General features: G+C 68.3%; 21 protein-coding genes. 15 read left to right on the forward strand and 6 right to left on the reverse strand.

The window, feature by feature from the left end; genetic code table 11:
* Positions 1 to 104: 104 nt before the first annotated feature.
* The gene (locus tag ACYQ5L_RS38575; RefSeq protein ID WP_459963177.1) at positions 105 to 560 is read left to right on the forward strand and encodes a hypothetical protein; all 456 of its coding nucleotides are present in this window, start codon (positions 105 to 107) and stop codon (positions 558 to 560) included.
* Here ACYQ5L_RS38575 and ACYQ5L_RS38580 read toward each other — a convergent pair.
* Entirely contained in the window at positions 505 to 981 is a 477-nt protein-coding gene (locus ACYQ5L_RS38580) for a PaaI family thioesterase (RefSeq protein WP_459963179.1), read from the reverse strand. The genes ACYQ5L_RS38575 and ACYQ5L_RS38580 overlap by 56 nt on opposite strands.
* Before the next feature lie 4 nt (positions 982 to 985).
* Positions 986 to 1,555, reverse strand: coding sequence for a TetR/AcrR family transcriptional regulator (locus ACYQ5L_RS38585; RefSeq protein ID WP_459963182.1), 570 nt, complete (start codon positions 1,553 to 1,555; stop codon positions 986 to 988).
* Between the two features lie 63 nt (positions 1,556 to 1,618).
* On the opposite strand from ACYQ5L_RS38585, the gene ACYQ5L_RS38590 reads away from it, so the two are divergent.
* Genes ACYQ5L_RS38590 through ACYQ5L_RS38600 form a run of 3 tightly spaced genes read left to right on the forward strand, consistent with a single transcriptional unit; the run spans position 1,619 to position 4,577 of the window.
* Positions 1,619 to 2,707 (forward strand): DNA polymerase IV, encoded by a 1,089-nt coding sequence (locus ACYQ5L_RS38590; RefSeq protein WP_459963184.1) that lies wholly within the window; start codon positions 1,619 to 1,621, stop codon positions 2,705 to 2,707.
* 52 nt (positions 2,708 to 2,759) lie between these two features.
* Positions 2,760 to 3,545, forward strand: a complete 786-nt coding sequence (locus ACYQ5L_RS38595; protein WP_459963186.1) for an enoyl-CoA hydratase/isomerase family protein — start codon at positions 2,760 to 2,762, stop codon at positions 3,543 to 3,545.
* A gap of 39 nt (positions 3,546 to 3,584) precedes the next feature.
* Positions 3,585 to 4,577, forward strand: a complete 993-nt coding sequence (locus ACYQ5L_RS38600) for an oxidoreductase (protein ID WP_459963187.1) — start codon at positions 3,585 to 3,587, stop codon at positions 4,575 to 4,577.
* 96 nt (positions 4,578 to 4,673) lie between these two features.
* On the opposite strand, the gene lon is transcribed toward ACYQ5L_RS38600, so the two are convergent.
* Positions 4,674 to 7,007, reverse strand: a complete 2,334-nt coding sequence (lon, locus tag ACYQ5L_RS38605) for an endopeptidase La (RefSeq protein WP_459963674.1) — start codon at positions 7,005 to 7,007, stop codon at positions 4,674 to 4,676.
* 221 nt (positions 7,008 to 7,228) lie between these two features.
* Between lon and ACYQ5L_RS38610 the strand changes: the two genes are divergently transcribed.
* From ACYQ5L_RS38610 to ACYQ5L_RS38630, 5 genes are all read left to right on the forward strand, one after another.
* Positions 7,229 to 8,278: an alpha/beta hydrolase family protein gene (locus tag ACYQ5L_RS38610; RefSeq protein ID WP_459963188.1), complete on the forward strand. Its 1,050-nt coding sequence runs from the start codon at positions 7,229 to 7,231 to the stop codon at positions 8,276 to 8,278.
* Positions 8,275 to 9,510, forward strand: coding sequence for a saccharopine dehydrogenase family protein (locus tag ACYQ5L_RS38615; protein ID WP_459963189.1), 1,236 nt, complete (start codon positions 8,275 to 8,277; stop codon positions 9,508 to 9,510). Before ACYQ5L_RS38610 ends, ACYQ5L_RS38615 begins: the two co-directional genes overlap by 4 nt.
* Before the next feature lie 4 nt (positions 9,511 to 9,514).
* Positions 9,515 to 10,393, forward strand: coding sequence for a PaaX family transcriptional regulator C-terminal domain-containing protein (locus ACYQ5L_RS38620; protein WP_459963190.1), 879 nt, complete (start codon positions 9,515 to 9,517; stop codon positions 10,391 to 10,393).
* A gap of 71 nt (positions 10,394 to 10,464) precedes the next feature.
* Positions 10,465 to 11,328 (forward strand): alpha/beta fold hydrolase, encoded by an 864-nt coding sequence (locus ACYQ5L_RS38625; RefSeq protein ID WP_459963192.1) that lies wholly within the window; start codon positions 10,465 to 10,467, stop codon positions 11,326 to 11,328.
* A gap of 69 nt (positions 11,329 to 11,397) precedes the next feature.
* Positions 11,398 to 12,405 (forward strand): zinc-binding dehydrogenase, encoded by a 1,008-nt coding sequence (locus tag ACYQ5L_RS38630; RefSeq protein WP_459963194.1) that lies wholly within the window; start codon positions 11,398 to 11,400, stop codon positions 12,403 to 12,405.
* Between the two features lie 63 nt (positions 12,406 to 12,468).
* On the opposite strand, the gene ACYQ5L_RS38635 is transcribed toward ACYQ5L_RS38630, so the two are convergent.
* Positions 12,469 to 13,521, reverse strand: a complete 1,053-nt coding sequence (locus ACYQ5L_RS38635) for a metallophosphoesterase (RefSeq protein ID WP_459963195.1) — start codon at positions 13,519 to 13,521, stop codon at positions 12,469 to 12,471.
* A gap of 211 nt (positions 13,522 to 13,732) precedes the next feature.
* Between ACYQ5L_RS38635 and ACYQ5L_RS38640 the strand changes: the two genes are divergently transcribed.
* The 6 genes from ACYQ5L_RS38640 (at position 13,733) to ACYQ5L_RS38665 (ending at position 19,581) form a co-directional block, all read left to right on the forward strand.
* Positions 13,733 to 15,088 carry a DUF445 domain-containing protein gene (locus ACYQ5L_RS38640; protein ID WP_379193797.1) on the forward strand — a complete coding sequence of 452 codons (1,356 nt, stop codon included), beginning with the start codon at positions 13,733 to 13,735 and terminating at the stop codon, positions 15,086 to 15,088.
* A 44-nt stretch (positions 15,089 to 15,132) separates the two neighbouring features.
* Positions 15,133 to 15,924, forward strand: a complete 792-nt coding sequence (locus ACYQ5L_RS38645; protein ID WP_459963196.1) for a TIGR03084 family metal-binding protein — start codon at positions 15,133 to 15,135, stop codon at positions 15,922 to 15,924.
* Between the two features lie 401 nt (positions 15,925 to 16,325).
* The gene (locus tag ACYQ5L_RS38650) at positions 16,326 to 17,108 is read left to right on the forward strand and encodes a hypothetical protein (RefSeq protein WP_459963198.1); all 783 of its coding nucleotides are present in this window, start codon (positions 16,326 to 16,328) and stop codon (positions 17,106 to 17,108) included.
* Positions 17,109 to 17,110: 2 nt separating this feature from the next.
* Positions 17,111 to 18,304 (forward strand): L-2-hydroxyglutarate oxidase, encoded by a 1,194-nt coding sequence (gene lhgO, locus ACYQ5L_RS38655; protein ID WP_459963675.1) that lies wholly within the window; start codon positions 17,111 to 17,113, stop codon positions 18,302 to 18,304.
* A gap of 103 nt (positions 18,305 to 18,407) precedes the next feature.
* Positions 18,408 to 18,926 (forward strand): SRPBCC family protein, encoded by a 519-nt coding sequence (locus ACYQ5L_RS38660; protein WP_459963200.1) that lies wholly within the window; start codon positions 18,408 to 18,410, stop codon positions 18,924 to 18,926.
* Between the two features lie 10 nt (positions 18,927 to 18,936).
* Positions 18,937 to 19,581, forward strand: a complete 645-nt coding sequence (locus ACYQ5L_RS38665) for a ribonuclease H family protein (RefSeq protein WP_379193802.1) — start codon at positions 18,937 to 18,939, stop codon at positions 19,579 to 19,581.
* A gap of 422 nt (positions 19,582 to 20,003) precedes the next feature.
* Here ACYQ5L_RS38665 and ACYQ5L_RS38670 read toward each other — a convergent pair whose 3' ends face one another.
* Both ACYQ5L_RS38670 and ACYQ5L_RS38675 read right to left on the reverse strand, forming a co-directional pair.
* Positions 20,004 to 20,909 (reverse strand): hypothetical protein, encoded by a 906-nt coding sequence (locus ACYQ5L_RS38670; RefSeq protein ID WP_459963201.1) that lies wholly within the window; start codon positions 20,907 to 20,909, stop codon positions 20,004 to 20,006.
* 111 nt (positions 20,910 to 21,020) lie between these two features.
* On the reverse strand, positions 21,021 to 22,163 hold the full coding sequence (locus ACYQ5L_RS38675) for an MlaD family protein (RefSeq protein WP_459963203.1): 1,143 nt from the start codon (positions 22,161 to 22,163) through the stop codon (positions 21,021 to 21,023).
* Positions 22,164 to 22,188 lie beyond the last annotated feature (25 nt).

Consider the following 22,188-nt stretch of genomic DNA (forward strand, 5'->3'; position numbering starts at 1 on the left):
TACTGTTAGACACCGGCAGGTCCGAAAAGTCCAGCTATACGGAATAATTCGACTTCCCTGGCATCGCCAAGATCATCGTTTCACATGCCGGGGAAGGAGTTTCGGTGAGCCGTACCACAGCACAGTCACGCCCTGAGGCGCTCTGGCGCATGCCCGTCGCCGGGCGTCCCCGGCAGCCGGTGGAGGAACCACCGCTGCGGCTGCGGGTCGACGGCGGGACGGCGCGCACCGACGACCAGTGGACCGTACCGAAAACTCTTCTCGCCGAGTCGGTTTCCGGCAAACTGGTGATCGACTTCACGCGGGCGCACTGTGTGCGGCGCGAAATCGACGTGCACGTGCGCGCCGGAGCGGGGGCGATCGTCATGATCGTGCCGCGCGGCTGGCGCATCGACCTGGACGGCGTGCAACGCGGCGCCGGCACCGTGACGAACAAGGTGACGCTGCCGCGCTTCCCGGGCGCTCCGTTGATCCGGGTGCAGGGGCAGGTGGACACCGGAACGGTCAAGGCGCGCTACGCGTATCGCTCCCCGCTGAACTGGTTCCGCCGTTCCCGTTGAGCTCTCGTTCCACACTGCGGGCGGTGCCCTGCGCGACGGCGCAGAGCGCCGTCTCGCCCTCGTCGCTGTCGGCGAATATCTCGCAGCGGCAGACGGCCTGGCGGCGAGTGGCATCGATGACGGTGGCCTCGGCGCGCAATCGCACCCCCGCGGCCGGACGCAGATAGGTGATGGTGAAACCACCGGTCAGCACATTCGCACCGAGCACCGTGCCCGCCGCATAGGTGAGGGCATTGTCGGCCGCGTAGGCCAGGACGCCGCCGTGCACATACCCGAACTGCTGGCCGAGCTCCGGCCGAATGGGAATCTCCAGGGTGGCGCGGCCATTGCCGAACGCGGTCAGCTCCGCGCCGACCAACTGGCTGAACGGCTGGGCCGCAAGGACTTTCCGTCCCAGGTCGAGATCCAGTTCTACAGTCATCACGTCACTTTCCGCTCGGTTCGGGAGTTCGGAGCACCTGCCAGGCGGCGTCGGCCAGTTGCGGGGCCACCTCGATCGGCGCGGTGACGAATTCACCGCCGAGCCAGTGCCGCGAGTACACCTGCGCCGGGCCCAGCCACAGCGCGTAGAGCAGATCGAAGTCGAGTTCACGCACCGCGCCGTAGCCGGCGTGCGTACGCCACCAGCGGGCGACGCCGCGCATGAACTCCCGATTGCCGTCGCTGTCGCGCATGCCCGGCGGCCGGGCGGAGGTGAGCACCTTGGCGCGGTACTGGTTCTCGCTCACCCAGCGCAGATGCTCGGTGACGCCGGCGCGCACCCCGCCCTCGGCGTCGGCGCTGTCGCGCACCGCCTCCCAGAAATGGCGCTGATAGTCCTCCAGCGCGAAGGCCCACACCTGCCGGTACAGCTCGGCCTTGTCCGGGAAGTGGTGATACAGCGCGCCGACGCTGGCTCCGGCCGCGGCCCGAATCTGGGTGAGCGTGGCATCGAGAGTCCCCTGTTCGGCGAACTGGCGCTCGGCCGCCAGCAACAACCGATCTCGAATCTTCATGACCAGAATTTAGTTCTGTCTCGGCGAGCAGCACAACCCCCTTTCCCGATATTTCGGCAGACCATGCGGTATGACGGAGGGGTGGCGCGCTGGCTGTTGCACGTCGACCTCGACCAATTCCAGGCCGCGGTCGAATTCCGGCGGCATCCGGAACTGCGCGGGCAGCCGGTCATCGTGGGCGGGAACGGCGATCCGGCCGAACCGCGGAAGGTGGTGTCCTGCGCGTCCTATCCGGCGCGGGCCTTCGGGGTGCGGGCCGGGATGCCCCTGCGGACAGCCCTGCGGATCTGCCCGGACGGGGTGTTCCTGCCGCAGGATCTCGCCACCTACGCGGAGGCGTCCGAGGAGATCATGGCGCTGCTGCGGACCTTTCCGGGGCGGGTGGAGGTGCTCGGATTCGACGAGGCCTTCCTGGCGGCCGATACCGATGATCCCGAACAGCTGGCGCGCGAGATTCGCACGGCCATCGAGGAATTGGGGCTGACCTGTGCGGTCGGCATCGGGGACAACAAGACCCGGGCCAAGCTCGCCACCGGGTTCGCCAAGGCGGTGGGCAAATCCGGCGACGCCGCGGCGGAGGCCGCGGGCGGAGCGGGCGTCTTCCGGCTCACCGCCGACAACTGGGTCGAGCTCATGGCGCACCGCCCGACCACGGCGCTGTGGGGAATCGGGGCGCGCATCGCCAAACGCATGCGCGCACTGGGCATCGAGACGGTCGCCGATCTGGCGGCGGCGGACCGGGACCGGCTGGCGGCGGAATTCGGGCCCAATACCGGACCGTATCTATGGGTACTCGGACACGGTGCGGGTGACACCGATATCGCCGAACCCCGGGAACCGGTGGGACACAGCAGGTCCGAGACGTTTCCCGAGGATCTCACCGAGATCGCCGACCTCGAGGCCGCCATTGCCCGGCTGGCCGCCCAGGTCGCGGAGGACACCTTCGCCGACGGGCGCGCCATCGGCCGGGTCGGGGTGACGGTGCGGACCAAGACGTTCTTCACCCGCACCAAACAACGCAAACTGCCGCAGGCCACCACCGATGTGGACGAGGTCGTGCGGACCGCGCTCGAGGTCCTGCACCGGTTCGAGCTGGACCGGCCCATCCGATTGCTCGGCGTGCGCGTCGAATTCGCCCCGGGCATGCGGTGATCGACGCGTTTGACATGCTGTGGTCAGGCATCCGACGGAAGGCACCCATTCGATGACCCACGTGTACGAGAACATTCTGTTCGAGCTGGACGGGCCCATTGCCCGCATCACGCTCAATCGGCCCAATGCCGCCAATGGAATCGATCAGGCCCTGGCCGATGAGCTGGCGCAGGCCGCCGCCTACTGCTCCGACGATCCGGCCGTCAAGGTGGTGGTGCTGACCGGCGCCGGGAAGTTCTTCTCCGCCGGCGGTGACGTGCGGGCCATGGCGGCCGCCGACGACACCGGCGCGTTCATCGACAAGCTGGCCGAGACCCTGCACCACGCCGTGTCCTCGTTCGCGCGCATGGACGCCCTGCTCATCACCGCCGTCAACGGCACCGCCGCCGGGGCGGGCCTGAGCCTGGCCATTGCCGGCGATCTGGTGGTCGCGGCCGAATCCGCGTCGTTCACCATGTCCTACACCAAGGTCGGGCTCAGCCCCGACGGCGGTGCCTCCTACTACCTGCCGCGCCTGATCGGCGTGCGCCGCACCCAGGACCTCATGCTCACCAACCGGGTGCTCACCGCACACGAGGCGCTCGACTGGCAGCTGCTGCACCGGGTGGTGCCCGATGCCGAACTCGCCGGGGCCGTCGAGGAACTCGCGCGGCAGTTCGCGAGCGGCCCCAAGCTGTCCAATGCCAATGTGAAGAAGCTGCTGCTGGTGTCCTCCCAGCACACCCTCGAAGAACAGCTCGGCACCGAGGCCGCGTTCATCACGCACTGCGCGGAATCGGCCGACGGCGCAGAGGGAATCGCCGCATTCCTCGGTAAACGAGCACCCAAGTTCGCCTGAGCGATACCCGACCGGCATTGCCGGTCTTATGCTCGGTCAATGGAGTTCCAGGCGATGGTGGCCCACGAAACGGACAGCGGTATCGCACTCATTCGCGAAACGGTGAACGACGACTTCCATGGGCCCGGCGATGTGACGATCAAGGTTCATTACTCGGGCGCGAACTACAAAGACGGTCTGGCCATCACCCCCAAAGGCGGCGTGATTCGGGAGTATCCACTCATCCCGGGCATCGATCTCACCGGCGAGGTGGTCAGTTCCGGGAATCCGGACTTCGCCCCGGGTGATCTGGTCATTGCCCACGGCTACGAGCTGGGCGTCTCGCATCACGGCGGCTACTCCGAATACGCCAAGGTCCCGGCCGAATGGGTGGTGAAGCTCGAAGGCCTGACACCCCGCGAGGCCGCCGCCATCGGCACGGGGGGGTTCACGGCGGCCATGAGCGTACAAGCCCTGCTCGACCACGGACTCACACCGGCCGCCGGTCCCGTTCTCGTCACCGGCGCCACCGGCGGCGTGGGCAGTGTGGCGGTGGACATTCTGTCCGGTCTCGGCTTCGAAGTGGTCGCCTCCACCGGCAAGATCGGCGCCGGTGAACTCCTCGAAACCCTGGGCGCCGCTGCGGTGATCGGCCGCCTGCCCGCCGAGGGCGAGAAGCTGCGCCCGCTCGGCAAGGCGCAGTGGGCGGCGGCGGTGGACAGCGTCGGCGGCCAGTCGCTCGCCCACATTCTCAGCACGATCAAGTACGGCGGCGCCGCCGCGGTCAGCGGTCTCACCGGTGGTCCGGAGCTCCCGACCACCGTCATGCCGTTCATCCTGCGCGGGGTTTCGCTGCTCGGCATCGACTCGGCCCATATGCCCATCGCGGCTCGCCGCGAACTGTGGGCCCGCCTCGGCAAGGACCTGAAACCGGCGCATCTGAGCCTGCTCGAGAACTACGCGCCCATTACCGAGGCCGAATCCGTGCTCCGCTCCATCCTGGAGGGCACCCACTCCGGGCGCACCGTGCTCGGCGTGGCCGGGGAGTTCTGAGGCGGCCACGAAATACGAACGGACCGCGCGGGTTTCGGTTTCATGTGAAACAAGCGCGGTCCGTTGCTATTCGGTTGTGCTATCGCGTCCCGCCGGTCAGGCGGTGGCGCTCAGCGCCGGACGGTCGAGGTCGGACTCGATGACAGGTTCGATGGCGTAGGCCAGGATGTCGGCCACGTCGGCGACGGGGCGCACATCCAGGGCGGCCAGCACCTCGCCCGGGACCTCGTCGAGATCCGGTTCATTGCGTGCCGGGATGAAGACGGTCTTCAGTCCGGCGCGCTGCGCGGCCAGCAGCTTCTGCTTCACGCCGCCGATGGGCAGGACGCGGCCGTTCAGCGTGACCTCGCCGGTCATGCCGACATCGGCGCGGACCTGCCGGCCCAGGGCCAGCGACACCAGGGCGGTGACCATGGTGACGCCCGCGGACGGACCGTCCTTCGGGACCGCGCCCGCCGGGAAGTGGATGTGGATATTGCGATCCAGCACCTTCGGCTCGATGCCGATCTCCTCCAGGTGGGAGCGGACGTAGGTCAGGGCGATCTGCGCCGACTCCTTCATGACGTCGCCGAGCTGGCCGGTCAGGGTCAGCGAGCGATCGCCCTCGGCCGCATTGGCCTCGATGTAGAGGACGTCGCCGCCGGCGCCCGTCACCGCCAGACCGGTCGCCACACCGGGGACCGCGGTGCGTTCCACCGAGTCCGGGGTGAAGCGGGGACGGCCCAGGAACTCCGTCAGATTGTCCAGGCCGATGGCGATGGAACCGGTGTCGTACCCCAGCTCCTTGTCGTAGCCCAGGCTTTCGGAGCCGGCGGGGTCCGCCGATTCCGACAGCTTGGTCGCCGCCTTGCGCAGCGCCTTGGCGATCAGGCGCTCCATCTGCCGCACACCGGCTTCCCGGGTGTAGTTGGCGGCGATCTCGCGCAGCGCCTCCTCGGTGATGGAAACCTCCTCGGCGGTCAGGGCATTGCGCTCCAACTGCCGCGGAATGAGGAAGTCGCGGGCGATGGCGACCTTGTCCGCCTCGGTGTAACCGTCCACGGTGATCAGTTCCATGCGGTCCAGCAGCGGGCCGGGGATGGTCTCCATGACATTCGCGGTGGCGATGAACAGGACGTCGGACAGATCCAGGTCCAGATCCAGGTAGTGATCGCGGAAGGTGTGGTTCTGCGCCGGATCCAGGACCTCGAGCAGGGCCGCCGCGGGATCGCCGCGGAAGTCCGAGCCGACCTTGTCGATCTCGTCCAGCAGGACGACCGGATTCATGGAGCCGGCCTCCTTCATGGCGCGCACGATGCGGCCGGGCAGGGCGCCGACATAGGTGCGGCGGTGACCGCGGATCTCGGCCTCGTCGCGGACGCCACCCAGGGCGACGCGCACGAACTTGCGGCCCAGCGCGCGGGCGACCGACTCACCCAGCGAGGTCTTGCCCACACCGGGCGGGCCGACCAGCACCAGCACCGCGCCGGAGCCACGGCCGCCGACCACCTCCAGATTGCGGGCGGCGCGGCGGGCCCGCACGGCCAGGTACTCGACCATGCGGTCCTTGACCTCGTCCAGCCCGTGGTGATCCGCGTCCAGCACCGCGCGAGCGGCCGAGACATCGGCGCTGTCGGTGGTTTTCACGGTCCAGGGCAGGTCCAGGACGGTGTCCAGCCAGGTGCGGATCCAGCCCGATTCCGGGCTCTGATCGCTGGCCCGCTCCAACCGGCCCACCTCGCGCAGCGCGGCCTCGCGAATGTCCTCGGGCAGGTCGGCGTTCTCGATGCGGGTGCGGTAGTCGTCGGCGCCGTCCGGCTCGTCCTCGCCCAGCTCCTTGCGAATCGCATTGAGCTGCTGGCGGAGCAGGAATTCGCGCTGGCTCTTCTCGACGCCCTCGCGCACATCCTCACTGATCTTCTCGCTGACCTCGGTCTCGGCGATGTGCTGCTTGGTCCACTCGATGAGCTTGGTCAGCCGGACCGTGGTGTCGACGGTCTCGAGCAGTTCCCGCTTCTGCTCATTGCTCAGGTAGGGCGCCCAGCCGGCGGTGTCGGCAATGGCGGACGGCTCGGTGAGCTGGTTCACCGCGTCGATGACCTGCCAGGCCTCGCGACGCTGCAGGACGGCGACGACCAGCTTCTTGTATTCGGCCGCGAGTTCGGTGGTGCGGCCGTCGGCGGCGGGCGCCTCGACGGGCTCGGCCTCCACCCACAACGCGGCGCCCGGGCCGGTCACCCCGTGCCCGATCTTGGCGCGGCCCTCGGCCTTCAGCACCGCGGCGGGCGCGCCACCGCGCATGCGCCCCACCTGTTCGATGGTGGCGACCACGCCATAGCTGGCGTAGCCCTCGTCCAGCCGCGGCGCGACCAGCACCTGGTTGACCTTGCCCGCCCGCGCGGCATCGATAGCGGCCTGCGCGGATTCGTCCAACTCGATCGGCACGATCATGCCGGGCAGCACGATCGGATCGGTCAGGAACAGGACCGGCAGGTTCTGTGGTGTAGTCACGACTTCGACCCCTTCCAAGGTTGAGCGATACCTACTCAACCCCGGCCCCGGTGGTCTTGTTCCATCCGGTTGTTCGCCCCGGGCGAACAACCGGAAGTGCATGTTCTATCGAATTAAAAACGATCATTTCATAGACGATCATTTCTGATACGATCGACACCATGCTTCGCAGGACCTGGTTACTCCGGTTGTCGATCGCCGCCGGCTGCGTTATCGCGCTGGCACTGTCCGCGGGGGCCTGGGTCGTCGTCGCGAACGACTTCGCCTTCACCGAGCAACGGGTCACCATCCCGGGGCCGGAACAGGACCTGCGGGGCACCTTGGTGCTGCCGGAGGATCAGCGCGGACCCGCCGGACTCGTCGTGTTCGTGCACGGTGACGGGCCCGCCGACGCCGATCGCGACGACTTCTACCGGCCGCTCTGGGAATCGTTCGCGCGCGCCGGATACGCGTCGCTGGCCTGGGACAAGCCCGGGATCAATGGCGCGCCGGGGAATTGGCTCGAGCAGTCCATGCACGATCGGGCCGCGGAGACCGAGGCCGCCATTGCCTGGGCGGCGGCACGTGCGGATATCGATCCGCGGCGCATCGGGGTGTGGGGGATCAGCCAGGCGGGCTGGGTGCTGCCCGAGGTGGCGGTGCGGCATCCGGAATTGCAGTTCATGATCGTGGCCGGGCCCGCGATCAACTGGCTGCGCCAGGGTGAGTACAACACGAATGCCGAACTGCGGCACCGGAACGCGACCGAGTCCGAGATCGCGGCGGCGAACGATCGGCGCCGGGCCGTGCTGGAGTTGCTGCGCGCGGGCGCATCCCATGAGCAGTACCTCGCCGCGGGAATCGACGATGACCCGATGTCCGCCGACCGCTGGCGGTTCGCGAGCAGGAACTACCTCGCCGATGTGAGCGAGTACCTGCCGCGACTGCGGATTCCGGTGCTGCTCGCACTCGGCGAACAGGACCTGAACGTGGATGTCGCCGAAACCGCCCGCGTCTACCGGGAATTGGTGCCGGCCGGACTGCTCACCGTCCGGATGTATCCGGACGCCTCGCACAACATCGTCAAGGCGGATCTGGACAACGACCGGGGGGTGCGGTCGGTGCTGGTCGCGGTGTTCGCGCCACGCTCGCTGTACGCGCCCGGATATCTGGACGACCTGCGGGAATTCGCCGAACAGCAAGAGCCATCGATCGTCAGGAGCACGAAATGAAAGTTCTCGCACTGGGTGGGCCGGGCGCCATGGGCGCCGTCGCGGTGCGGATCGCGGCCGGGCTGGCGGGTCTCGAGGAGATCGTCATCGCCGATCGCGATCTCGGGGCCGCCCAACGGCTGGCGCGGGAACTGGCGCATTCGCCGGTTCCGGTGCGCGCGCTCGAAGTCGACGTCACCGCTGACTCCGCGCTGCGGAACGCGCTGTCCGGCGCGGATCTGGTGCTCAATACCGTTGGGCCGTATTACCGTTTCGGCCTGACCGTGTTGCGCGCCGCCATCGAGACCGGAACCCACTACCTCGATATCTGCGACGACTGGGAACCCACGCTGCAGATGCTCGATCTGGATGCGGCGGCACGGGAGCAGGGCGTGTGCGCGGTGATCGGCATGGGGGCCAGCCCGGGCATGAGCAATCTGCTCGCCGCTCTGGCCGCCGCCGAACTCGACACCGTGCGCGACGCGTACACCGCCTGGGCCGTCGACGCGGGCGAGACGCCGGTGGATATGGAGGAACAGCTCCTGCGCCCGGACGGCGGCCCCACCGCGGCGGCCGTGCACTGGATGCAGCAGGCCAGCGGCATCATCACCGTCGTGCGCGACGGTGCGCCGGCCGAAGTCCGCCCGCTGCATCCGATTCCGCTGGAACTGCCCGGCGGGCGGCGCGGCACCGGCTACTCCATCGGCCATCCGGAGCCGATCACCTTGCGGCGCAGTCTGAAACTCAGCGGTGACGCCATGAATCTCATGGTCATCAGGCCCTGGACCCTCGCCTATCTCGACATCCTGCGCCGCGATATCGACAGCGGCCGGCTGACCAACGAGACGGCCGCCGCACTGCTCACCACACCGAATATCGCGCGCACCCTGCGATCGATCCCGGCGGCGCTGCGCACCGCGGGCCCCGGCGATCTGCCGCCGTTCTTCGCGCTCGTCTCCGGGACCAGACAGGGACGCGACCACCGGGTGCTGGCCCACCCGAACCTGACCGGCCCGAGCTCGGATCCGCTGCACGGCCTGCTGACCGATATGGCGCGCGCGACCGGAATCCCCTTGGCGCTGGGCCTGTATCAGGTCGCCGACGGCAGCGTGCGCACGCCCGGCGTGCACGCCCCCGAGGAAGTCATCGATCCGGCGCGGTTCTTCACCGACCTCGGCCGCACGCTCGGGCGGGATCCGGGCACTCCGATCTACCTGGTAGAACAGGAACCCTCCGCAACCGCCGGGAGGTGAACGCATGGACAGCGCACAGCACAATGACACCGAGATCTCCACCCGGACCCTGGTCGAGAGCATGATCCGCGCCGACGCGACCATCGACGCGGGCGAGCTGTACGACGTCGCCGCCGCCCTCGGCATGAGCGATCAACAGGTCCGGCTCTGCATCAAGCGGCTCGTCGCGGAGGGGCGGTTCACCCAGGACGGACGCGGCCGCAAGGCGGTCCTGCGCGCCACCGACACGACGCGCGGGCTCATCGAACCCGACCTGGAATTCGTCCGCTACATGTACGCGCAGGATCGCGGGCAGGCGCCGTGGGACGGAACATGGCATCTGGTCGCCTTCGGGGTGCCGGAATCGGCGCGGCAGGCGCGCGACGCCATGCGCGATGCCATCCTGCGGCTGGGCGGGGCCGCCATCCAGGGCGGGCTGTACGTGGCGGCGAACCCCTGGGAGGAGCTGATCCGTTCCGCCGCCGCGCGATTCGGGGTCAACGACCATGTCACCACCTTCACCAGCACCGATCTCACGGTCGGCGGGCACAGTGCCGCCCGCGATCTCGCCGAGCACCTGTGGCCGATCGAGCGGATCGCGGACGGGCACCGGCGGCTGCTCGCCACCGCCGAGCGCATCGGGCCGCGACTGCCGGACGCCTCGCACATCGAGCGCCTGACCATGGCCATCACCCTCGCCACCGAGTTCAACCGGGCCAACGAACCGGATCCGCTGCTGCCGCCGCAACTGCTGCCGCAGCCGTGGATCGGCGCCGCCGCGCGGGCGGCCACGGCGGCCTGCTGGGCCGAACTGCTCACCTCTGCCTCGGCACGACCGCTTCAACTGTTCCGCTGGTATTCCGATGTGCTCGAAGAGGTTTCGGCGCCGGCGCCGATTTCCTGAACCGAATCCCGTCCCCTCGCCACCGCCATGACAGACCATGGAAGGGGGCCTAGCGGGAGGCGGGCAGCGTCATGGAGCAGTTCCGGTTCGAAGGCATCCGGGTCGCCTACATCCAGCGGGGCGAGAGCGGGCCACCGGTGGTACTGCTGCATCAAGCGGGCGGATCGCATCTCATCTGGACGCCCCAGATCACCGCGCTCGCCCGGAAATACCACGTCTACGCCCTCGATCTGCCCGGGTACGGCGCCTCGGACAAACCCGCCGGCGGCTACGGGCTCGAACTGTATGTGAACACCGTCCGGCAGTTCCTGCGCTGGAACGAGCTCACCGATGTCGCGCTGGTGGGAAACTGCGTCGGCGCCGCCACCAGCCTGACCTTGGCGCGCCGCTACCCGGCCCTGGTGCGCGCGGTCGTCGCGGTCAACCCGCTGACCGAATCCACCGCCATGCAAGGCGAACAGGGCCTGCCCGCACGGCTGACCCGCGGCATGCCCGCCCTCGGCGTCCGGGCCGTGCAGCGGGTGCACACGCCGAGATGGCTGGCGCGCACCGCGATGCGGTACTGGTTCAGCAGCCGGCGCGCCTTCCGCGAAAGCCCGTACGTGGCGGCGCTGTCCGCGGGCTTCCCCGTGCGCGCGCTCACCGGGCTGGTGCGGGACCTGGATTCCTTCGCCGCACTGGATGAGTGGCCCGACCGCGCCGCGCTGCCGCCGGTCTGCACCATCTGGGGCACCGGCAATCGCGTGCTCTCCGCGGCGGCCGGGCGCGCCCTCAACGAGAAGCTGCGACCCGAGCGCGCGGAATGGCTCGACGGCTGCGGGCATGTGCCGATGCTGGAGCGCCACGCCGAGGTCACCGCCATCATCGACGAATTCCTCACCGCGCATCCGGTCCCGGCCCATCCCGCCGGGCACGGCTCCGACCGGGAAAGCTAGTCCGGCACACCCGGCTTCGGCCTACCATGGCGCCGGAAAGCACTGCCGCACGATCGTTCTGAGGAGTCCATGACCATGCTGGCCGCACGACTGCATCTGGGACCGAACCGCAGCCTCGAACTCGACGAGGTGCCGGTGCCCGAGCCCGGAGCCGATCACGTGCTGATCAAGGTCGAGGCGGCGGGCGTGTGCCTGTCGGACGTGCACCTCATCGACGGGACGCTGACCCCGCTGTTCCTCACAGGGGACGTCGTGACCCTCGGGCACGAGGTCGCCGGGACCGTGCACGCGCTCGGACCGGGCGTCACCACCGCCAAGGTGGGAGACCGCGTCGTGCTGCAGGCCGGGGAATCGCGCGACGGCGCGACCTACACCCGCGGCGTGGACTACGACGGCGGCTGGGCCGAATACACCCTGGCCCGCGTCGACACCCTGGTGCCCATTCCCGACGATCTGCCGTTCGAGCAGGCGTGCTTCATTCCGGACGCGGTGTCCACGCCGTGGGGCGCCATTACGGCCACCGGCGAGGTGAAACCGGGTGAGCCGGTGGGCGTCTGGGGTGTCGGCGGCCTCGGCGCGCACGGCGTGCAGCTGCTGCGCATGATCGGCGCGGCGCCCATCATCGCGGTGGATCCGCTGCCGGCCGCGCGCGAACGCGCCCTGGAGTTCGGCGCCGACCTCGCCTTCGATCCGGCCGATCCGGATCTGCGATCCAAGATCTTCGCCGCCACCGGGACCGGGCTCGCGGCCGCCTTCGACTTCGCGGGTGTGGCGGCGGTGCGCGAGCAGGCCGTCATCTGCCTGGCCCCGCACGGTCGTCTGGTGCTGGTCGGGCTCACCGACAAGCCGATCACCATCACCCACGGCACCGCGTTCAGCTTCTTCCAGCAACAGCTGCGCGGGCACTACGGCTCCGCGCCCGAGGATGTCGCCAAACTCGTGAAGTTGCAGGGCCTGCACCGGGTCGAGTTCTCCCGTTCGGTCAGCGCGGTCATGCCGCTGGCCGACGCGGCCAAGGCCGTGCACGCCTTGGAATCCAAGGAGGGCAACCCGATCCGGATCGTGCTCAAGCCCTAGCACGCACTCCCCGAACACATTTCGCCCCGGAACCGCTGTGCGGTTCCGGGCCCGGAGTCGTTCTTAAGCCAAACGACGCTGGAAGGCGTTGGTGGCCTGCGCGGTCGACGGATCGACGGTGAACACGCCGATATCGGCCGAGGAGGGCGTCAGGTCCAGGGTCATGAAGCCGACGTCACCGAAGTTCTGGAACAGCGCCGGATTGTCGCCGTGCGCGGACGTGGTCTTGGCGGCCGCGCCGGAGACGATCTGACGCGTGCCCTTGCAGGCGGCATTCGGTTCGAGCACCTGCAGGCAGTGATCGTGCCCGGACAGAATGAACTGGGCGCGACCCAGCACGTGCGCCTCGAAGAACTCCTTCACCCAGAGGCCGTTGGCGGGCTCGAACGGAAGGCCGTCGTATTCACCGGCATTGCCGTGGCTGCCATTGCTCAGATACGGGTGATGGGTGCAGACGATCTTCCATGTGGCGGTGGACTCGTCCAGCGCGCGATCGAGCCACGCGGCCTGTTCGGTCATGAACTGGCCGCCCTTCGACCAGTAGGCGTTGAACACCGGCGGCAGCAGCGCGGCAATGGGATTCAGGTCCAGCACGAAGAATTCGACCACGGGCTGCTCCTGCGGGACGCGCACCGAGTAGTAGCGCGCCGGCATCCACCAGCGCCGCGACCGCGCGTGATAGGCCACCTCGTGATCGCCGCGCAGCAGCCAGCCGCCGTCGCCGGGCAGGACCGCGGTGTTGTCGTGATTGCCCTGCACCATGATCCAGGGGAAGTCGAGATCGTGATTGGGGTCTTCGAACTTGGCCGCGAACTGGGCGTCGTCATCGGACCACGGGCCCTGTTCGTAGACGTTGTCGCCGAGGCCGAGGCCGAAGGAGAACGGCGTGCTCGCGTGCTGGGCGCGAATGGCGTCGGCCACCGCCCACTGCGGGCGGGATCCGGTGCCGGCGTCGCCGGTGACGAGAATGCGGAGATCGCGGGCGGCGGGGAAGGGGAACTTGTCCACGGTCGGCGCGGGTGCGGGCTGCGCCCAGGCCGGTGCGGCGGTGGCGACGGCGGCCAGACCGGCGGCGGTGGCCGCACCGGTCAGGAAGCCACGGCGGTCCACGGTCATCAGAAGATCTCCCTTGAGTTCCATCCTGGTCGGCTGACCAGTATTCCTGGTCACCGGGGAATGCGCTCGCGATGCGCACAACGGGCTCACCCTAGCGGCCCGACACGCCGCGTTCTTCGAGGCCACACCCCTTTTGACAGCACTCCGAACCGGTGAGACTGTTGGATGTCCGTTTTCTCACCAACCGGCTCGGCCTCAGGGGGACGCTGCAATGACGACACTGGCCTCAGGGTTGTTCCTGGACTGGGAACAGCTGACCGGCCAGTCCCGTTTCGTCGTCGATCTCGTCAGCTTCCCGCTCTTCAGCGCCATCGCCGGCTGGCTGACCAACTGGACCGGCGTGCTCATGCTGTTCTGGCCGATCTACTTCCGCGGCATCCGAATTCCGGGACTCGACATCCTCTATCCGTATCTGCCGCGGCGGGTGCAGGTGCTGCCGACCTTCTCCGGCGACGGCAAGCGGCTCGGCTTTCAGGGCTTCATTCCCGCGCGCGCCGAGAAGATGGCCAGCATCTGCGTGGACGTCGCCATCATGCGAATCGGCAGTCCCAAGGACTTCATCCACGAACTCGACCTCGACGGCATTGCCGACTACATCGCCGAGGTCGGGCGCAAACAGGTGCCGTCCATGGTCAACGAGATCATGTACCGGGAGAACCCGGACCTGTGGGGCGCCGTCCCGCGCGCCGTGCGCAATGTGCTCTACCAGCGTGTCGAACGCGAGCTGCCCACGCTGGCGCGCCGCGCCTTCGAACAGCTCGGCGACAATGTCGACCAGCTCATCGACATCAAGAGCTTCGTCATCCGGTATCTGCGGGAGAACCCGGAGATCCTCAAGGACCTCACCACCACCATCGCCGCGCCCGAACTCAAGTTCATGGTGCGCATCGGCCTGCTCGGCGCGCCCTTCGGTGTGCTGCTGGCGCTGTACATGCATGTGCACCACAGCATTCCGATCCTCGGCTGGCTGCCGGGCTGGGTGGTCATCCTGACGGCGGCGGCCGCCATCGGCGTCATCGTGAACGTCATCGCGGTGAAGATGGTGTTCGAACCCGGCGATCCGCAGCCGCGCTACAAGTACCTGTGGAAGCAGGCGCTGCTGGCCAAGCGGCAGCCCGAGGCCGCGGCCGATCTCGCGCGCATCCTGGCCTACCAGGTGCTGACTCTGCCGAATCTGGCCAAGGAACTGCTCGAGGGCCCCAATGGCGACAAGACTCGGCAGCTGCTGGAACGCCTCATCGCCGATGAGATCCACCGCCAGCTGGGACCCACCCACACCGTGGTGCGCACCGTATTCGGCAAGCGGCAGTTCGACAATCTGAAGGTCGGCGCGGCCGGCGCGGCGGCCGGGCTCGCGCCCAGCCTGGTCGAGGACGCGGAATTCGCGGCGACCCAGGCCAAGAAGATCGACGATTTCGCGGCGCGCAAGCTCAAACAGCTCACGCCCGGCGAGTTCATGGAGATGTTCTACGCCTCGGTGGAACAGGACGCCTGGCTGCTCTACCTGCACGGCGCCGCGCTCGGACTGGTGGTCGGCGCGGTTCACCTGGTGCTTTTCGGCTGGTAGCACACCCCTTTCCAAATACAAGCATGCGTGCTTGGATTACCCCTATGGCCGACCTCGAGGCGCTGCTCGCCGATCTCACCGCCGAATGCGACGACCTGGATCGGCTCATCGCGGATCTCGATGCCGCCGAATGGCAGCGCGACACCCCCGCCGCGGGCTGGACCATCGCCCATCAGATCGGGCATCTCACCTGGACCGACCGGATCGCGGTCATCGCCGCCACCGATGCCGAGGCGTTCGACGAGGCGGTGCAGGCGGCGCTGCCGAAGGCGCTGACCTTCGTCGACGAGGCCGCCGAGGAGGAAGCGCGCACTCCCGCACCGGAATTGCTGGCCACCTGGCGGCGGGACCGGCGGGCGCTGGTCGAGGCGCTGCGCGCGGTGCCCGCAGGGGTCAAACTGCCCTGGTTCGGCCCGCCCATGAGCGCCGCCTCCATGGCCACCGCACGCCTGATGGAGACCTGGGCGCACGGACAGGACGTGGCCGATGCGCTGGGCATCGCGCGCACGCCGACGGCCCGGCTGAAGCACATTGCGCACCTGGGCATCCGGACCCGCGACTTCTCGTACCTGACACACGGGCGCACCGTGCCTGGCGAGGAATTCCGGGTCGAACTGACCGCCCCGGACGGCACCGTCTGGACCTGGGGACCCGAGGCTGCGGCGCAGCGGGTCAGCGGTCCCGCCCTGGATTTCTGCCTCCTGGTGACGCAGCGCCGGCACCTCGACGATCTGGCGCTCGCGGTACAGGGTGCGGATGCGGCCGAATGGCTCGGCCTGGCACAGGCTTTCGCGGGTCCGCCCGGAACGGGAAGAGCGGCGGGTCAATTCGCCTGACCCGCCGCCCGTCTCCGGCCTCCGGCCGAATCCCCGATTCCCACTTCGAGCTCAATTCAATGCCCTGACGAGGGCTTGCCTCGATGAAGGGAGCGAGCGAGCGCCTACCGTGGGTGCGCCGTGCCTGGTGCCGACCGGACGCCGTTGGCCGGAGGTCCTCGATGGCAGTCGAGTCGGCGCTCGCCGCTATGCCCTTTTTACCCAGCTGTCAGATGGCGGAAACCTGTGTATCTTGTGGTGGCCGAGATGTGATCCCAGTCTCTCGTGAACACATGTAACCCGCCGTTACTGAAGTTCGCGATCTTGCGGGAGTAATCTGGACGGGCGTACGGCTTTCAATGGTGCGGGTCGTTGCGTCGAAAGACGCAGGGGGACCAGGGGAGAGGGAAAGGAACGCACCAATGTCGCAGCACACGGCGACGACTGCTGCCCGGACACCCCGGCGCACCAGGCAGGCGCTCCGCTTCAGCGCCATCATCACCGCGGGCATGGCCAGCATCGGGCTGACCGTCGCCGCGGGTTCCTATATCGCCAATCAGATGCCCGAAGCCCAGAAGTCCGGCGGCATCCTCGCCGCGCCCGCCGGACCGCGCGGGCCGATGCCGTTCCCGGACGACGCCGGTACGGAGCCGGCGCCCGCGGATTATCCGGCGGTCGCCGAGAACATCGGGCTCACATCATTTTTCACCAGCTATCCGGCGCGGTCGCACGAATTGTCCGTGCCGCCCGCACTGGCCGCCGGGGCGGCGCGCGAACCGGTGGTAGCGCAGCGCCCCGCCGGGATCACCGGACAGGTCCGGCTCGGCAATGCGTACGTGGGCGCGCAAGTGGCCCCGGCGCAGCGCAATTCGGTGACCCTCACACTCGACACCAATGTCTTCGCCGCCGTGGCAGATCTGGTGTTGCGCGGAGAACTGGGCGACACGCTGGGCCTGCAGGCCGATCCCACCGCCAACACCCAGCTGCGCACCGAATTCGACACCCGGCGCGGGGAATTCACGATCACCGTGACCGATCCGGCCATCGGCCAGCACGGTGTCCAGGTGGCGCGGCGCAATGCGCCCGCCGCGGCCGAGCAGCCGGAGGTCACGGCCGAGGACACCGCGGGGCAGAGTTTCGCGGTCGACGGCGCGCCGGTGCGGCCGCTCGCCCATGGCGAGGACGGCACGGTCACCGCTGTGTGAGACTGCGTGTTGTGTACGACTACTGCGTGATCGGCGGCGGCATCGTCGGGGTGGCCACGGCGCATCGCCTGCTCGAGCGGCATCCGGGCGCGAGCCTGCTGCTGCTCGAGAAGGCCGATGAGTTCGCCGTGCACCAGACCGGGCACAACAGCGGGGTCATCCACTCGGGCATCTACTACGCGCCCGGCAGCCTCAAGGCGCGGCTGTGCCGACAGGGTGCGGCGTGGACCAAAGAATTCGCGGCCGCCCACGACATTCCTTTCCAGGAGTGCGGAAAACTGCTGGTGGCCACCGATTCCGCCGAATACGACCGTATGCTGGCGCTCTATGAGCGGTCGGTGACCAATGAGGTCGAGGTGGAGTTGCTCGACGCCGCCGAACTGATGCGCCGTGAACCGCGGGTGACCGGTGTGGGGGCGCTGTTCGTGCCGAGCACCGGAATCATCGACTACACGCGAGTGACGCGGGTGCTGGCACAGCAGGTGCAGGCGGGCGGGGGAGAGCTCGTGCTCGGCGCCGAAATCACCGCCATCAGCGAAAACAGTGACGCGGTCACGGTTTCCGGGCCCACCGGCAGCTGGCGGGCGGCCCGGCTGGTGGTGTGCGCGGGCCTGCAGGCCGATCGGCTGGCGCGGCTGGCCGGGCTGCGGATCGACCTGCGCATCGTTCCGTTCCGGGGTGAGTACTACCAGCTGCCGCCGCACCGCAAGGATCTGGTGCGCACCCTGATCTATCCGATTCCAGATCCCGAATTGCCGTTCCTGGGCGTGCATTTGAGCCCCACCATCGACGGGGAGCTGACGGTCGGGCCGAATGCGGTGCTGGGCCTGGCGCGCGAGGGTTACCGCAAGGGCAGCGTCAATGTCCGGGATGCCCGGGAGATCCTGGGGTTCCGCGGTTTCCACCGGGTGGCGGCGGCCAATGTGCGCACCGGATTGCGGGAAATGCGCAATTCGCTGTTCAAACGCGGCTATCTGGCCGAATGCCGGCGCTACTGTCCGGAGCTGGCCGTGGCCGATCTGCTGCCGCGCGAGGCGGGCATTCGCGCACAGGCGGTGCTGCGGGACGGGACCCTGGTGCACGATTTCCTGCTGGAACGGACGCCGCGCTCGGTGCACGTGCTCAATGCCCCCTCGCCCGCCGCCACCTCCGCGCTCCCGATCGCCGCGCATATCGCCGCGCAATTCGACGATTGACCGGCAGGAATTCTGCTGCGGACTTGCTGGGAATCGCGGGTCCGCACCATTAAAGAGGATTTCTGTAGTACTTTTGGTGGCAGCCGTGGGAACGGGAGCACCTATGGGCCACTTCAAATACGCGAGCGACGTCGGGGCGCCGGTGGAAGTCGCGTTCACCTACACGGACAACCATCAGTTCGTGCCGGATTGGGCCTTCGCCGTCGCCGCCTTCGAACCGATCGGGGACCTCGATCACGGGGCGGGAGCCGTCTTCGCAGCAACCCTGCGCGCCGGCCTCTGGCATCCCACGGTCGACTGTGAGATCACCGACTACCGCCGCAATGCGGTCATCGAATACACCCTGCGCAGGCGCCGGAAGGGGAAGCCGGCGCCCGCGCAGGGTGCAGCGGGTCACACTCCGCCCCTGTGTGTCATCACCCTGCGGTTCGACCCGCTCGGGTACGGTCGCGCCGTGCTGACCTCGGAAACCGAGTACTGGGCGCCCCGGCACTGGACCGGACGCCTGCTCTCCCGAATGCTCGCCGCCGCCGTACAATCGGCGGTGCGGCGAACCGAGTCGCAATTGCGTAGGGAGATAGAGGAATTCCACGGAACGGATCTTGTCGGCCGGATTGCGTAGGGTGGCGAGCATGATCATCGTGAGCACCGACGGATCGTGCCTGCGTAACCCGGGCGGAGCCATCGGCTGGGCTTGGGTCAATCACGCCGGCGGATCGGCCAGCGGCGGTGCGCCTTCGGGCACCAATCAGATCGCGGAGCTACGCGCGCTGCTGGAAGCGGTACGCGCCCATCCCGGCTCCGAACCGATGCTCATCGAAAGCGATTCCCTCTACGCCATCAAGTGCGCCTCCGAGTGGATCAACGGCTGGCGCAACAACGGGTGGAAGACCTCCACCGGTGGAGCGGTCAAGAACCTCGAGCTGATTCAGCAGATCGACCGCGCCATTGCCACCCGCCCGGGGCCGGTGCGCTTCCGCTGGGTCCGCGGGCACGTCGGCAACTACTTCAACGAACAGGCCGACGCCCTCGCCGGACAAGCCGCACGCCAGGTCGCCGCGACCGGAATCGGGACCGACCCGGAACCGGATCCGGTCACCGAACCCATTCCGGTCGAGCCGAGCACCGAGCCGATTCCGGTCATCCCACCGAGCGAGAAACCCGCTCCCACCGCCGAGAAAATCGCGGTCGGCCAGACTCACCCGGCGCCACAAACCCCGCGCCGCCGCGCGGCGGCCGCGAAAGCACCCGCGCCCGAAGCACTCACGCTTTTCTGACGAGAAGAGGTAAGGGGAATGGGGGTTAAACCCCCAGACCCCCTTAGGGCTGCGCCCGGCCAACCCCCGTTCTGCGCCCAGCCAACCCCACGCGACACGCCCAGCCAAACCCACGGCGCTTGGCCAAACCCACGCGACGCGCCCGGCCAACCCGCGCCGCAGCCGACCGACCCACGCTACGGCCGACCGACCCACGCTACGGCGGACCGACCCACGCTACGGCCGACCGCCCACGCTGCAGCGGACCGACCCACGCTACGGCGGGCGGCCCGCGCTGCGGCCGGCGCTTGGGTCTGGACCTCGCCGCCGCACCGACCGGGCCGGGGTTGCGGGTGATCGTCTGCTGGGCGGCAGGCCGTGTGCCCATGAAAGAGGCCGCCGCCGATGAATTCTCATCGGCGGCGGCCTTTGTCTTGTGGTTGTCAGTTACCGGGCGCGGGGGCCGGGGCCTGGGTTGTCGGGGCCGGGGCTTCGGTGGTGGGGGCGGGGGTGCCGCCGCCTCCGCCGGTGAGGCCCTTCATGGCGGGGGAGTCGAAGTTGGCGACTTTCCACTTGCCGTTTTCTTTGACCATGTCGGCTACGCCGGGGACGGTGAGCATGTCGGAGCCGGCGGCTACACCGTTGGAGCGGACCTGGGTGAGGATGAGGACGACCTTGGCCTTGTCGTCGCTGCCGGATTCCCAGGCGCAGTGGATCTCGTCGAGGGTGGACTTGGCCTGGACGCTGGCCATGGCTTCTTTGAGGGCGTCGGAGGCGCCGCCGAAGAATTCCAGCCATTGGCCGGTGGAGAGGTCCTTGACGCGAGTGAAGTAGTCGTCGAGGTTCTTGGCGTCGTAGTTGGAGACGGCCTTGCCGAAATCGCAGGCGGCGGCGGTGGCGCCGTCGCGGGCGTCGAGTTCCTTCTGGTTGTCGGAACCCTTCTTCCAGAGCACGACTCCGGTGGCCACGGCGGCGACCAGGAGCACGCCGGCGGCGAAGGCGGCGATCACCGGGACCAGCGGGAAACCGGGCTTGGAGTCCGAGGATGCGGACGTGGCGGCCGCCTTGGCGGCCTTGGCGGTAGCGGCCTTGGGCTTGTCCGCCTTCGGCGCATCGGATTTCTTGCTGAAGTCCGGCTTGGCGGCGGACTTGGCGTCCTCCGCGGGCTCGGCTTTCTCGGCCTTCGCCAGGACCTCGGTCTCGGCGTCCTCGGTCTTGCTGTCCTCGGCGGGGGCTTCCGCCTTCTTGCTCAGGTCCGTCGTGGCGGACTCGTCGGCAGCGCCCCCAGGCTGTGTCGCGTCGGCCTTGCCGGCCTCGTCTTCAGTTTTCTTGGTGGCGTCATCCGACATGAATCAGTCCCCACACTTTCTGGCGCGCTGCGGACGCGCCTGTTCGTTTCGGTCTGCGAGTATGCCGACCCGGAGATCACTGCTCCGGGACCGGGTTTGTTTTCACCCTCTTCACTTGATGGGCGGCAGCGTCCGCTCGTTCGGATCGGCATCCGCCGGCGGCAGTGCGCCATTGTTCGGCACATCCGGGCGCGGCGCATTGCCCGAACCACGAATCTGCTGATCGAACGGCGGATTCGTGCAGTAGCTGGCCCACCGCGGCATGGTCGACTCGGTGGCCGCCTCGTTGCGCACCTTCTTGGTCGGGTAATCGCACCAGGTACGCGGCCAGATATCGACGATGGTGTAGAACTCGCCATCGTGCGCCGGGGCGCCCATGGCCTCGGTACCCACCACCAGCGCCGGGAACAGCGCCCGCAGCGCCGGGACACGCAGTTGCGCGGCCTTGGTGATGGCCACGAAATTGGTGACCAGGCTGGTCATCGGATCGGCGGTCTTGTCGAGCACCGCGCCGAGGGTCTGCATCTGCCCGGGTGCCTGCTCCAGGATCCGCTGGAGTTCGGCATTGGCATCGTTGAACTGTTGGAACAGAACGGACGAGTTGGCCGTCAGCGTACCCAGATCCGGCTGCGCGAGCGAGGTCGTCGCATTGATGGTCTGCAGATTCCGGATCAGATTGGTGGTCTGCGGCAGCAGATTGTCCAGACCGGTGGTGGCGATGCTGATGCCGTCGATGAGCGAGCGCAGCTGGTCCTGGCCGCCGGAGAGCGCGACATCCAGCTCGGACAGGATGACCTGGAACTTGTCCGGATCGATCTGGGCGATGAGCTCCACCGAGTTGTCGAGCACCGACCACACCGGAGTCGGCGTCCGCACCTTCTCCTTGTCGAACTGCACCACCGAGCCGTCGTGCAGATACGGCCCCTGATCGGTATTCGGCCGGAAGTCGATGTACTGCTCGCCCGCGCCGGAGAGCGCGCCCACATGGATCTGGGTGTCGGCCGGAATCCGGTACTTGGCGTCGATCTGCGCGGTGGCCGCGATGGCCGCGCCGCCGTCGACCAGCTTGATCTCGGTGACCTTGCCGACGCGATAGCCGCGCAGCGTCACGTCATTGCCGGACTGCAGACCGCCGGAGCGATCCAGATTGACCGTCACCGAATAGGTTTCGCGCAGCGGGTTCACCCGCATCACGCTCACCGCCAGATAGGCCGCGCCCACGATCAGGATCAGCGCCAGCGCCGTGTTCGACACCAGGTTCCTGTGCCGCTTCACCCAG

This window comes from Nocardia sp. IFM 10818, from assembly GCF_054655275.1.